The sequence below is a fragment of the Campylobacter sp. GTC17093 genome (genome assembly GCF_055397635.1).
In genome coordinates this window covers 807,340-820,944 of sequence record NZ_AP038832.1, presented here as the reverse complement: position 1 = coordinate 820,944, position 13,605 = coordinate 807,340, and the positions used below count along the sequence as shown (strand labels likewise).

At 28.4% G+C, this 13,605-nt stretch carries 12 protein-coding genes and 1 tRNA gene; 6 read left to right on the top strand and 7 right to left on the bottom strand.

Going from position 1 to position 13,605, the window contains the following annotated elements:
* The first annotated feature begins 19 nt into the window (after positions 1 to 19).
* A complete protein-coding gene (locus ACZ5VL_RS04225; protein WP_464200182.1) occupies positions 20 to 2,575 on the top strand; it encodes a bifunctional aconitate hydratase 2/2-methylisocitrate dehydratase in 2,556 nt (851 codons plus the stop codon).
* Between the two features lie 29 nt (positions 2,576 to 2,604).
* On the opposite strand, the gene bcp is transcribed toward ACZ5VL_RS04225, so the two are convergent.
* Genes bcp through ACZ5VL_RS04210 form a run of 3 tightly spaced genes read right to left on the bottom strand, consistent with a single transcriptional unit; the run spans position 2,605 to position 4,131 of the window.
* Positions 2,605 to 3,099: a thioredoxin-dependent thiol peroxidase gene (gene bcp / locus ACZ5VL_RS04220; RefSeq protein WP_464200180.1), complete on the bottom strand. Its 495-nt coding sequence runs from the start codon at positions 3,097 to 3,099 to the stop codon at positions 2,605 to 2,607.
* Position 3,100: 1 nt separating this feature from the next.
* Positions 3,101 to 3,292, bottom strand: coding sequence for a tautomerase family protein (locus ACZ5VL_RS04215; protein WP_464200178.1), 192 nt, complete (start codon positions 3,290 to 3,292; stop codon positions 3,101 to 3,103).
* A gap of 14 nt (positions 3,293 to 3,306) precedes the next feature.
* Entirely contained in the window at positions 3,307 to 4,131 is an 825-nt protein-coding gene (locus tag ACZ5VL_RS04210; RefSeq protein WP_464200176.1) for a SurA N-terminal domain-containing protein, read from the bottom strand.
* 82 nt (positions 4,132 to 4,213) lie between these two features.
* On the opposite strand from ACZ5VL_RS04210, the gene gltX reads away from it, so the two are divergent.
* Complete coding sequence (gltX, locus tag ACZ5VL_RS04205) at positions 4,214 to 5,602, top strand: glutamate--tRNA ligase (RefSeq protein WP_464200174.1); 1,389 nt, start codon at positions 4,214 to 4,216, stop codon at positions 5,600 to 5,602.
* A 14-nt stretch (positions 5,603 to 5,616) separates the two neighbouring features.
* Here gltX and ACZ5VL_RS04200 read toward each other — a convergent pair whose 3' ends face one another.
* Entirely contained in the window at positions 5,617 to 6,048 is a 432-nt protein-coding gene (locus ACZ5VL_RS04200) for a copper resistance protein CopD (protein ID WP_464200172.1), read from the bottom strand.
* Between the two features lie 49 nt (positions 6,049 to 6,097).
* Positions 6,098 to 7,582, bottom strand: coding sequence for a DNA recombination protein RmuC (locus ACZ5VL_RS04195; RefSeq protein ID WP_464200170.1), 1,485 nt, complete (start codon positions 7,580 to 7,582; stop codon positions 6,098 to 6,100).
* 163 nt (positions 7,583 to 7,745) lie between these two features.
* Between ACZ5VL_RS04195 and ACZ5VL_RS04190 the strand changes: the two genes are divergently transcribed.
* Positions 7,746 to 8,183, top strand: a complete 438-nt coding sequence (locus tag ACZ5VL_RS04190; RefSeq protein ID WP_464200168.1) for a Dps family protein — start codon at positions 7,746 to 7,748, stop codon at positions 8,181 to 8,183.
* 28 nt (positions 8,184 to 8,211) lie between these two features.
* On the opposite strand, the gene ACZ5VL_RS04185 is transcribed toward ACZ5VL_RS04190, so the two are convergent.
* Together ACZ5VL_RS04185 and ACZ5VL_RS04180 are read right to left on the bottom strand one after the other, a co-directional pair.
* Positions 8,212 to 9,291, bottom strand: a complete 1,080-nt coding sequence (locus tag ACZ5VL_RS04185; RefSeq protein WP_464200166.1) for an ATP-binding protein — start codon at positions 9,289 to 9,291, stop codon at positions 8,212 to 8,214.
* 2 nt (positions 9,292 to 9,293) lie between these two features.
* Positions 9,294 to 9,887, bottom strand: coding sequence for a BON domain-containing protein (locus ACZ5VL_RS04180; protein WP_464200164.1), 594 nt, complete (start codon positions 9,885 to 9,887; stop codon positions 9,294 to 9,296).
* An 80-nt stretch (positions 9,888 to 9,967) separates the two neighbouring features.
* Between ACZ5VL_RS04180 and ACZ5VL_RS04175 the strand changes: the two genes are divergently transcribed.
* The 3 genes from ACZ5VL_RS04175 to ACZ5VL_RS04165 all read left to right on the top strand — a co-directional run bounded on the left by ACZ5VL_RS04175 (position 9,968) and on the right by ACZ5VL_RS04165 (position 13,604).
* A tRNA-Sec gene (locus ACZ5VL_RS04175) sits at positions 9,968 to 10,065 on the top strand.
* 84 nt (positions 10,066 to 10,149) lie between these two features.
* On the top strand, positions 10,150 to 12,696 hold the full coding sequence (locus ACZ5VL_RS04170) for a PAS domain S-box protein (protein WP_464200162.1): 2,547 nt from the start codon (positions 10,150 to 10,152) through the stop codon (positions 12,694 to 12,696).
* A 47-nt stretch (positions 12,697 to 12,743) separates the two neighbouring features.
* Positions 12,744 to 13,604 (top strand): ATP phosphoribosyltransferase regulatory subunit, encoded by an 861-nt coding sequence (locus ACZ5VL_RS04165; protein WP_464200160.1) that lies wholly within the window; start codon positions 12,744 to 12,746, stop codon positions 13,602 to 13,604.
* Position 13,605 lies beyond the last annotated feature (1 nt).

Here is a 13,605-nt window from a genome sequence, read left to right as displayed (position 1 = left end):
TAAAACAAAAGGATTAAAAATGGATTTCTTCTCTCAATACAATGAAAATAAAAAAAGGCGTGATGAGTTAGGAATTCCCCCCTTAGCTTTGAACGAAAAAGAAGTAAAAGAGGTTTGCGAACTCTTAAGAAACGACTCACCTAAAAACGATGAACTGATTTACCTGCTTAAAAATCGTATAAATCCAGGCGTAGATAATGCCGCAAAGATAAAAGCTGAGTTTTTAAATGAGATTATAAATCATGATTTAAAGATAAAGGGTATTGATAAATTTGAAGCCATCGATATCCTAAAAACAATGCTTGGAGGATATAATGTTATAGTTTTGATATCTTGCTTGCAAAATAAAGATGAGAAAGTTACCAAACAAGCAGCCGAAGCGCTTAAAAACACTATTTTTGTGCATGATTATTTCAATGATATTGCAAAACTCGCACAAACAAACTCTTATGCCAAAGATATATTAACTTCTTGGGCGAATGCTCAGTGGTTTAAATCAAAAAAAGAAATTCCACAAAAAATTGAGGTTGTTGTATTTAAAGTTGATGGGGAAACAAATACCGATGATTTAAGCCCTGCAAGTGAAGCTTTTAGTCGAAGTGATATACCGCTTCATGCTTTAGCAATGCTCCAAAAAAAACTTCCTGATGGGATAAAAAAGATAAACGAGCTTAAAAAAAGCGGTAAAAAAATAGCTTATGTTGGAGATGTTGTTGGAACAGGAAGCAGTAGAAAAAGTGCTATAAATTCCATTCAATGGCATTTAGGAGAAGATATAGTTGGCATACCAAATAAAAAAACTGGTGGCATAATAATAGGCTCAACAATTGCCCCAATTTTCTTTAATACAGCCGAAGATAGTGGTGCACTACCTATAATAGCAAATGTTGATGATTTAAAAACTGGCGATGAGATAGAAATATATCCTTATAAGGGCGAAATAGTAAAAAATGGCAAAGTTATAAGTAAATTTGAACTCATGCCAAATACCATAAAAGACGAAGTTAAAGCAGGAGGAAGAATTCCTTTAATCATCATAAAATCTTTATGTTATAAAGCTAGAAAAACTCTAAATATGGAGGATGAAAAAGATATTTTCATAAAACCTACTCAACCTCAAAGTGATGAAAGTTATGGTTATACACTAGCTCAAAAAATGGTAGGTATGGCATGTGGTCTAGATGGTGTAAGGCCGGGAATGTATGTAGAACCACAAACTCTAACAGTTGGTTCGCAAGATACCACTGGACCAATGACAAGAGACGAGATAAAAGAGCTTGCAAGCCTTGGATTTAATGCCGATTTTGTTCTTCAAAGTTTTTGTCATACAGCAGCTTATCCAAAACCAAGCGATGAAATAACCCATAAAACACTTCCAAATTTTATTAGTTCAAGAGGTGGAGTTGCACTAAAACCAGGTGATGGTGTAATTCACTCTTGGCTAAATAGAATGGTTTTGCCAGATACAGTAGGAACTGGTGGAGATAGCCACACAAGATTTCCTATTGGTATAAGTTTTCCTGCTGGAAGTGGTCTTGTTGCATTTGCAGCTGTCTTAGGATTAATGCCATTAAATATGCCTGAATCTATATTAGTAAGATTTAGTGGAAAAATGCAGCCTGGAATTACTTTAAGAGACCTAGTAAATGCGATACCATATTATGCCATAAAACAAGGTCTTTTAACTGTTGATAAAAAAAATAAGAAAAATATCTTCGCTGGTAAAATTCTAGAGATTGAAGGACTTAAGCACCTAAAAGTAGAACAAGCTTTTGAACTAAGCGATGCAAGTGCCGAAAGAAGCGCTGCAGCTTGCACAGTAGCACTCGATAAAGAACCAGTTATAGAATATCTAAAATCAAATATAGTCTTGATAGATGCCATGATTGCTGCTGGTTATGAAAACAAAGAAACTCTAGAGCGAAGAAAACAAAATATGCAAAAATGGATTGACAAACCAGAGCTTTTAAAAGCGGATAAAAATGCAAAATATTCCCACATCATAGAAATAGATATGAATGATATAACTGAGCCAATACTTGCTTGTCCAAATGATCCAGATGATGTAGCAACACTAAGCGAGATTTTGTCTAATCCAAAAAGACCAAAACATATTGATGAAGTTTTTGTAGGAAGCTGTATGACAAATATTGGCCATTATAGGGCTTTGGGAGAAGTTTTAAGAGGTGAAGGACAGATACCAACTAGACTTTGGATAGTGCCACCAACAAAAATGGATCAAGATAAACTAAAAACAGAAGGATATTTCAGCCTTTTTGGTGCAGCAGGAGCTAGAATAGAAGTTGCTGGATGTTCTCTTTGTATGGGCAATCAAGCAAGAGTCCGAGATAACGCTATAGTATTTTCAACTTCAACTAGAAACTTTGATAATAGAATGGGAATGGGAGCGCAAGTTTATTTAGGAAGTGCTGAACTTGCGGCACTATGTGCAATACTTGGAAGACTGCCTAGTAAAGAAGAGTATCTAAATATAGTTCCAAAAAAACTTGATGGTAAAGAAAATGAAATTTACAAATATCTAAATTTCAATGAAATAGAAAACTTTAGTTTGTAGTAAATTTGAGAGATTAATTTCTCTCAAATTTATATAAGTTCGCTTAGAACTTTTGCTGCATGGTCTTTTGCTTTTACGCTTTTGTATACTTTAGTGATATTACCTTTTTTGTCTATAACAAAAGTTGATCTTACTATACCAAGATATTCTTTTCCATAGTTTTTCTTAACTTGTAAAACACCGTAAGCCTTAGCAACTTCCTTATCTAAATCGCTAAGTAAAATGTGATTTAGGTTATATTTTTGTACAAAATTTGAGTGCGATTTCACGCTATCTGGACTAATACCAATAATAACTGTATCTTTTTTCATAAAGCTATCATAATTTTGACTAAATTCGCACGCTTCAGTTGTACACCCTGGGGTATTATCCTTTGGATAAAAATACAAAATTACATTTTTACCAACAAAATCATTTAGAGAAACTTTAACGCCATCTGAATTTTCTAACTCAAATTTAGGAGCTTTATCTCCTTGCTTTAAAGTTATTTTACGCTCTTTATCTTCTTTTGAAAAATCACTCATTTTACTCCTTTATTTGAACATCTTTAGTGCCAAAATAAAAGCTATCTTTGGGATAATCCTCAAAAAGAACGACTATTCTTTCTGGATTTTTGCCCAAATTTCTAACCATTACGTCCACAATTTCTTTAGCAACTTTATCTTTCGTTTCTTTATCTGGTAATGGGCTTGCTAGTTTTATATTTATTATTGGCATTTAAGTCCTTTTAATTATCTTAAAAGTTGAACATTTGCTTTTGATCTAAGCTTATCAAAATACTCATTAATAGCATTTTTTTGCTCAACTTCAGCCATTTGGTTTAAAATTTGATTCTTAACTCTATTAAATTCTATAACTTTTGTTCCATTTTTAGATGTTATAAAATACATCTCAAATCCATCGTTTGTTTTCAAAATAGGTGTAAATTCATTTGACGCTGTATTTTGAAATAGATAAATTTGTCTTTGATTAAGTTCAGATGCCTTTATGCTTATATTTTCAACTTTTACATTTTTGTTTTCCTGCATAAAAGAACCCTCCTTGGCTTCTTGAAGTGAGTTTTTATCTTTAGCAGTATATCTTATAACATCTAAACTATCAAAGATTGTAAAAACCTCTGGATTTGCATTATAGTATCTTAAAGCATCATCTTCGCTAATATTTTGTCTCATAGAGCGAAATACAGAGCTATAAAGCTTTTCTTGCTTTATATTATCACTAGTTTGTTCTTTAAATTTATCATAACTAATACCTCTTGAAGAAAGTATATTTTTAAATTCATCCAAACTTACTCCATTTTGAGAGGCAATTTTACTAATTCTTTGTTCTACTTCGTAATTTGTAGTAGTTATGTTTAAAGCTTTTATTTGAGCATCTTTTAATTTGTCTTTTATAAGAAACTCTAATGCAGATGTTTGATCACTTTTTAGCTCACTTGCTGCAGCACTTACTTCATTCATAGTAATTGGTTCATTTTCTACTATCGCAACTATACCATTTAACATCTCCGCATTCAAAGCACCGCCAAGCAGGAGAATTGTTAATAATTTTTTCATGAAAAACCTTTATTTAAGCATTTACAAAATATAATACGCAAGATTATATCATTTTTTTATTAAATTTACATGGAGAATTATAATGATAGCTACTCGTTTTGCACCCTCACCTACTGGATATTTGCATGTTGGAGGACTTAGAACAGCACTTTATAACTATCTTTTTGCAAGAGCAAATGGTGGAAAATTTGTTTTGCGTATCGAAGATACAGATCTAAAAAGAAACTCTATTGAAGCTGCTCAAGCCATAGAAGAAGCATTTAAATGGTGCAAACTTGATTATGATGGAGAAATTATCTATCAAAGTAGCAGATTTGATTTATACAAAGAGTATGTTCAAAAACTTCTAAATGAAGGAAAAGCCTATAAATGCTATATGAGTAAAGAAGAACTAGATGAACTAAGGACTGCCCAAGAAGCAAGAAAAGAACGCCCAAAATACGATGGCAGATATAGAGATTTTACCGGCACACCACCAGCTGGTATAGAACCAGTCATTCGAATAAAATCTCCTATTAGCGGAACAATAGAATTTAAAGACGGCATTAAAGGTGATATCAAATTTAACTGCGAAGATATACTTGATGATTTTATAATCGCAAGAAGCGATGGCACTCCAACTTATAATTTTACAGTTGTAATAGATGATGCTTTAATGGGAATAACTCATATTATAAGAGGCGATGATCATCTTTCAAATACACCAAAACAGATTGTTTTATATGAAGCGCTTGGCTTTAAGATACCTGAGTTTTTCCATGTTGCTATGATTAATGGAAGCGATGGCAAAAAACTCTCAAAAAGGCATGGCGCTACAGATGTTATGGAGTATAAAGAGCTTGGTTATCTACCAGATGCACTTTTAAATTTCTTAGTTAGACTTGGATGGAGTCATGGTGATGATGAGATTTTTAGCTTAGAAGATATGAAAAAATATTTTTCTCCTTATAATATCAACAAGTCAGCAAGCACTTATAATCTAAGTAAACTTGATTGGTTAAATTCTCACTATATAAAAACTTTAAGTTTTGATAGATTAGCACAAGAATTAAAATATTTTGGTATAAATTTCAAAGAAATACCAAAAGGAGAGCTTTTACTTGAAAGTTTAAGATCAAGAGCAAAAACCTTAATAGAACTTAAGAATAATGCGCTTAACATTATACAATCTCCTCAAAATTACGATGAAAAAGCTATGAAAAAATTTATAAATCCAAACTCTATAAATTTATTAGAAAAATTTGAAAATATACTAAATGACGATTTAAAGATAGTTTCACAGTTTGAAGAAAAAACAAACGAATTTTTAGAACAAAACAATTTTGCATTAAAAGATTTAGCTCAACCGCTTAGAATAGCTATAACTGGTACTAGTGTTAGTCCTTCTATATTCGAAGTTCTTGGGGTCTTAGGATCAAATGAAGTAAAAGTCAGGATAAAAAAAGCATTAAAAGTTTTTAAAGGGCTATAATAAGGCCCTTTAAATTATACAAAAAACATAATTTTTGCAATTAATATAATAATAAAAGATGCCAAAAGCGCAAAATAATGAATATTGCCAAGGGGTCCTTTTGTTTTTAAAACTCTTTTGAAAAACTGATTGATACAAATTGCTATAAATATTACAAAAGCAAGAATTACCTTTAACATAAATAGTTGTTGTAATGTGGTTTGAAAATACCCAATCTGCGAATTTACCCATCTTGTCATCATCATACCACCCGTTAAGATAAGCACAAATACAGTTAAAGGCATAATATTTGAAGTAATTTTAGAAATTTCATTAGATACTTTTTGGGCACTTTCACCCAATCTTTTTTTCACAAGATCGAACACAACGACATCAAAAAACAGATAACCAACAAAAATAATCGCACAATAAATATGGATTATTTTTGCTATTTCATACATTCCCATAATAACCCTTTAATAAATAAATTTTACAATTAAAAAAGTTAAATATCGTCTAATCCTCTAAATCACTATCAAGAATTTGAGCATCATCAAAAAGCTCTTTTGGTAAAGTTTTTGTTGTTTTTGCGCCTTTTTCTTTTAACTTTCCAATATAACTTGCCATTCCACCACGCCCGGATAAAGTTTTATAAATTTCATCTTTGCTATTTTGAACCAAATCTAATCTTGAGCTTAATGTATCAAATTTATCACAAAGAGTTGCAAATTTTTCATAAATTTGACCAGATAGTTTTAGTATGTTTTCAACATTTTTATCGCTTTGCAAATTTAACCAACATATATATATGGTTTTTAGTGCCATAAGTAAAGTAAGTGGCGTTGTGATAAAAATGCCTTTTTCATAAGCATAGGTGTAAAGATGTGGATTCTCACTCAAAGCAACTTGCAAAATGCCATCGTAAGGGACAAACATAAAAACATATGGATATGACTTGATATCGTAGTCTTTATACTCTTTGCTGTTTAGCGAATCTATATGTTTTCTAAGATCGTTTGCAAGCTCTTTTGCAAACCTTACTCTATCTTTTTCATCTTCACTTTCGCAATAATTACTATAGTTTATAAGTGAAAATTTAGAATCGATTATAGCTTTTTTATCACTATCAAAATCCACAACCAAATCAAGATATTTAAGGTTTCCACTATCATCTTTGTAACTAACTTGCGTATGATAGTTTTGTCCTTTTATCAGACCACTTGCGTTTAAAATTTTTTCAAGCTGAAGCTCACCTAAATTTCCAAGCATTTTTTTATCACCCTTTAAAGCACCCGCTAGAGCATCTGCTGATAAGCCAAGCTTTATGGCTTGCTCTTTGAAGTTTTGAAAATTTGTCCTTAGGGATGTTTCTGTTTGAATCATCTTTTCGCGGTATTCTTTTAAATTTTCATTTAAAGGCTTTATAAGTTCATCAAATTTCTTTTTTGAATCCTCGCTTAGTTCTTTTATATTTGCATTTTTTATATTTTCAAAGCTTTTTTCTGTGCTTTCTTTGAGTAGTTTTGCCATATTTTCAACTTGTGCTTTAAAACTAAGTTCTAAATTTTCTCTATCTTTTTGTATATTTTTTTTTAACTCACTTATCTCATCTATTTTTGTTTTCATAGAAGCGTTTAGAGCTGAGTTTTGGCTATTTAAATTTAATAATTTATCTTGCAAAACTAAAATTTGTTCATTTAATTTTGAGTTTTCTTTTAAATTTTCATCTATTTTATCTTGCAAATTTATACAGTTTGTTTCACTAACCGCTAGATTCTTTTGCAATTCATCACTTAAATACTCTTGTTTTTGTAAATCTTTTTTTAACTCATCAATGATAGCAGTTCTTTCTGCAATATTTTCTTTACTATTATTTATCTCATTTTCTAGCCTAATTTGAGCATTTTTATACTTTATAAAATAAAAAATGAATAAAATTGTAGATATTGAAAATATAGCAAATGCGATTAAAAGTACCAATTGATTATCTTGAATATTCATTATTTCCCTTTATAAAAATTACATTATATCAAATTTTATCCATTTAACTTAAAGGTATATAATAAATACATAAGTTTTTATAGATATAAAATTTTATATAAGAATAATTATTATTTAAGATTTTATATGATATAATTACAAAAAATTAAATAAAGGAGACAAAATGTCAAAAGTTATAGAACAATTAATTCAAATGGAAGCAGATGCACATGTGCTTTATACACAATTCCATAACTATCATTGGAATGTAAAAGGACTACAGTTTTTTACAATACATAAATATACAGAAGATGCTTATAAAGAAATGAGTGGGCTTTTTGATGATGCTGCAGAAAGAGTACTTCAACTAGGTGGAAAACCTATTACTTGTCCTAAATCTCTTGTAGAAACAGCAAAAGTTGAACATTTAAAAGAAGATAGTTTTACTCCAAAAGATGTTGTAAATGGCATGATAAAATCATATGAATACTTACTAAAATCTTTTAGAAAACTAAGAGAAGTAGCTGACGAAAAAGATGATAGCACAACAGTATCATTTGCAGAAGATCATATAGCTGAAATTGAAGAAAAACTTTGGATGCTAAACGCAATGCTAGGCTAATTTTAAGGGGCTAATAGCCCCTTAAACTTTACAAACTTGCGCTAAATTGCCAAAAAGGCATTATCTCACATTTTATACCCTCTATCTCAAGAGAAGCAGAACTTGACATCGAAACCACTATAAATTTTACTATCTTTAACTCTTTTAATTTTTTAATAAGTTTTTTAAATTTTAGAAATACCAAATCACTTCCCCTAAAAGGTATGCATACAATTCCCAATCTTAAATTTGGAATAAAAAACTCAATATCATTTTCATAAAAAAACTCTTGTTTTAATTTTAATAGTTCACAATAAACTATATTTGAAAAAATAGCCTGAAAATTTTTATTGATACTAAGCATAGCAATCATTCCAAAATCACTCAAGTAAAGCTTTTTAGAACTATTTTCTTGATTTAATTTTGAGAGCAAATTTATGTATCTTTCGTTTTCTAGCCTAAATACACTCTCATAAACTCTATCTTTTGAAATTTTCATGCTTTGTTTTAAAATTTTATATATTGCATTAACACTAAAAGTCTTATTTACAAGCTCTGAGCATTGTTTTAAAATTTCTATCTCAATCAAATCCAAATTTGATTTTAAAATATTTTGTAAAAATAAGTTAATTTCATTAATATCATAAAATGCACTTCCCGCACCATTTCCATAGTTTATAAAACTACTAAACATGGTTCCAACATCAAATTTCTTTTTATAAAAAAGCATAAACTCTTCAAAATCAAGATTATTTACAATTATCTCATCAAAATTTTTTAAATTTAGCTCATGATTTCTACTAGCAAATCCTACTTTTAGATTATCAAATTTTATGTCAAAATCATTTTTTATACCATCTATAGCTAAAACTTTTATATGCTTGTGCGAATCAAGAAAATTTTGTAAATTTTGCTTTATATATTTTTCATCACATCTAATATCATCAAGATTTATATATAATATCTCGTTTTCTTTTCCATCTTTTAAAAGCCATTCTTTTAAAAGCATACTTTTACCAGAGTTTATAGTTCCTTTTAGCACAAATCTGTCGCTTTGTATATTTATCTTTCTATCATAAAATTTAGAAATTTTTGGCGGATTTTGATAAAACATATCTAAAATATCCAAATCTAATCCTTTTTATTTTTTAGTTCCTCAAAGACATGTATAAAAGAATATACCTCATTTATGCCATCTATATGTGTTGAATACCACATTATATGCTTAAGTTCATTTATGGTATTTACTACGCCACTTAAAACAACTTTACATTGTACCACACTTACTTTTATGGTTGAACCTTTTACGATACTATCTGCATATAGTTCTTTTTTTAAATTTAATAAAATTTTATTATTTTCATAAGAAGTACAGGAGTTTTTGTTCTTAAGTATCAAAAATGTTTTTACTTTTTTTACCCCAGATACACTTTGGGCTATATTTATCGCACTTTGCTCATCGTTTGGAGAACTTATCTCACCTATTAATAAAACCTCACCATAATAGCTTTCTACATCTATATCTTTGTTATTTAGTCTATCGTGTGCCAAAAATTGAGACTGTATATTTGTTTTTATAATTTTATCTTTACTTTGAATATAAATATCCCTACTATCTTTTGAAGAAGAATAAACGTCAAATGCACTCAAAAAATTTAATGCGGGTGGTAAAGTTGAACATGCACAAATAAAAAAAGGTATCAAAAGCAGAGGTATGTATCTCATAGTTTGCCCCAAAAAACATTTGCTAAATTTACTAAAATCAAACTAAAATTTATATAAAATCTGATATAATTTTTTTCTATGGAAGGTAAAGCATTCTGGTGAATCTCGCGGACTTCAAATCCGAGGACGGGGCAGTTGACTGTTTCGTGGGGAGTTCGATTCTCTCACCTTCTCGCCAAAAAATTATTTAAATTATATTTAATAAAGTAAATTTAAGATAGAATAGCTTCTTGCATTAACTTAATCAAATTTGGAAGCTAAAATGTTTTTATCCACAAAAGCTATTAGAAATGTTTATATAAATAATATAATATCCATTGCTGTAGTTCTTGTTTTTTTTGCTTTCAGTGCTAATTTTAAAATCAGTGAAATTTCAAAAGAAGTTAATTACTCTTTAGAAAAAAGCAATACCCTACTCTCTTTTTTTACAAAAAGCATTATTGAGGACTTAAGACATGCTCAAATATCACAAGATTCCAATTTATCTTTTTTATTTAGAAAAATTCCATATCTAAGAGCTACTTATAAGCTAGATAACAATGGCAAAATATTAGATTTAAGTCTTTCAAAGCCAGATATTGATTATATAAAAGAGTTTTCAGGCTCTATTTTAATTAACCCAAATAAAGAATCCTTTTTTCATATTAGTAAAACAAAAACATATCCCAATAAAGACGAATCTATATTTGTAATATTAAAAAATGAAGATAGATTTTTTGTAGCAGAACTTAATTTAGATGATCTATATGATTATTTTATTGAAAATAAAATTATAAATAAAAACACTATTTTATTGGATGAAAATGCAAATGTGGTGTTTAAAAAAGATATAGCAGTTCTTGGCTCAAAATCAATATATAAATATTTTGGTAATTCTACAAAAATAAACTCTCTTGGTATAAATTTAAATGCACAAAATAATCTCATAATTTATAAAATTGTAAAAAACGAAGATCTGGGTACCATTTTTTTATATCAATTAAATTTTGTTGATACTTTTTTACCTTCTTTTCTCATAGTTATATTTATGGGAGCATTTTTTATCATAATCTTAACAATTATGAAACTACACATCAACTCACTAAATTTGATTCTTCTTACGCCTATACAAAATTTTAAGCGTATAATAAAAGATATAAAAAAATTTAAGATAAAACAAGAAGATCTAACTGAGTATAAATCTATAAATGAAGACTTTAATGAACTGTTAAAAGATATATCATATCTATATAAAAAGTATCAAGATATAAGAAATTTTTTAAAACAAGCTTATTATAAAGATAATTATATTTTTAATAAAAGCTCTTTAATTATTTTAATTGTAAATGCTTATGATGGAACTATACTTAGGGCTAGTAACGGGGCGTTAAAATTTTATAAATATACAAAACAGAGTCTTCTAACAAAAACTATTTTTGATATAGATAAATCAAAACAAAACGCTTATAAACTAGAAAGAGTAAAATACCCTTATAAAAAAAGAAGTATTTTTAAAACCAAACATATGCTAGCAGATAGAAACATAAAAGATGTTATGGTTGAAACGAGCTATACAAAAATACAAAATAAACTGTATCAAATAATAATAGCAAGAGATATAACAAATGAAACAAATTTAATAGAAGGCATTAAACAAGAACATAAAATTTTAGATATGTCTCCATTTGTTGTATTTAACTTTAGTGATAGAAATTTAAAAAAGGTCGACTTTGTATCATACACAGTAAATAGAATTTTAGGTTATGATCAAGAAGAGATAATGGATGAAAACTTTGATCTTTATAACATATTACATCCAGATGATATAACCAATATAATAAGTATTTTTAAAACAAATATGCGTCTAACTCAAATAAATAATATAAATACTAAATTTGAACAACCATGTAGAATTCTTAATAAAAATGGATCTTACGCATGGTTTAATTTATTTTTCAAAATTATAAAAAATAACAAATCTATACAAACTATCATATATGTTATAAACTATTCTAATATTTTAAAGCAAAAAAATAATCTTGAGGCTCAGATAAAAAGATACAAAAATCTTTTACTCTCTTGCAATATCATTACTTACGAAATAAATCTACAAACCAATATGATCTCTTTTAGCGAAAACATATCAGATATTTTAGGACTAGAAACAAAAGGTAAGATTACAAGTATGCACATACTATCTTTTAAACAACTCATACATCAAAAAGATTATAAAAAGCTAGATTACTCAATAGGCGAGCACTCGAACTATAAAAAAGATATATTTAAAGAAGAAATCAGACTTATAGGAAAAGACGGTAGAGAAATTTGGGTATTGTTTATAGGAAAAATTATCTCAAGAGATAAACAAAAAAATCCTGCACTTATTTATGGTGGACTAATCGACATAGATTATAAAAAGAAATTTGAACAATTAACTATTTTGCATCACGAAACATTTTTACACTCATCTCAAGGTATCATAATAACAGATAAAAAAGGCACTATTTTAGAAACAAACAAAACTTTTGATAAGATTTTTGGATATAAAAATCCAGTAGGTCAAAGTGTAAAAATTCTAAAATCCAATAAAAATGTTATAAGTAAATACAAAAAACTACTAGAATACATAAAAAATAGTGATTATCATAGAGATATATTATGGCTAAATACTGCAGATAACAATTCTATATTAATGATGCTTAGTATAACAAAGACAAAAGATGATTTTAATCACACTAAAAACTATGTGATAAATTTTCATGCTATGAGCGAAAATTATATTAGAGATTACAATATGAACAATGAGCAAATTCAGTCTTTTATTTATTAATTCATAGTATTATTAAGTTTTAAAATGGGAGTTTAAAAGTGAGTAATATGACATCTAAAATTTACGAACACGAAATTCCAAAAGGCAGTAGATTGTATTTTGGAAAAAGCGCTATGCTAAAAAGAAACATAGAAAGTGTTGCAAGTAATTTACTAAATAAAGAAGGTTTTAACGAGATAGTAACTCCATACTTTTCATATCATCAAGATTTAAGCGTAAATAGTTTATCACTTATCCGTTTTAGCGATATTGAAAACAATGAAATAAGCCTTAGAGCTGATAGCACTATAGATGTAGCAAGAATTGTTCAAAGAAGACTAAAAGATACTAAACAAAACAAATGGTTTTATATACAACCAGTTTTTAAATATCCAAGCAATGAAGTAAATCAAATAGGAGCTGAGATTTTTGGGCAAAATGATTTAAGTGTTGGCGTAGAAATAGCTATAAATTTGTTTAAAGAATTTAAAATTTATCCTTATTTACAAATAAGCAATATGGAGATACCAAAACTAGTTTGCTCTCTTTTAAATTTAGATATTAGCGTTTTTGAAAAAGCCGAAATTGAGAAAATTTACACTCAAAAACAACCATGGCTAGAAAAACTATGCTTGCTAAGCAAACCAAATCAAATCATTGAAATAATACCAGAAGTTCCGCAAGAACTAAAAGAGCCATTAAATGAGATAAAAGAACTAGCAATTAGTTCAAAATACGAAAATATTTGTGTAGCTCCTCTTTATTTTTCTTCTATGAGATATTATGATAAACTATTTTTTAGATTTTTACACAAAAATAAATATCTAAGCAGTGGCGGAAGTTATGAAATAGGTGGTGTCAAATCTTGTGGTTTTTGTATTTTTACTGATGCAATGATTGAAAATTTAATTGAAACAAAAGGATTATAAA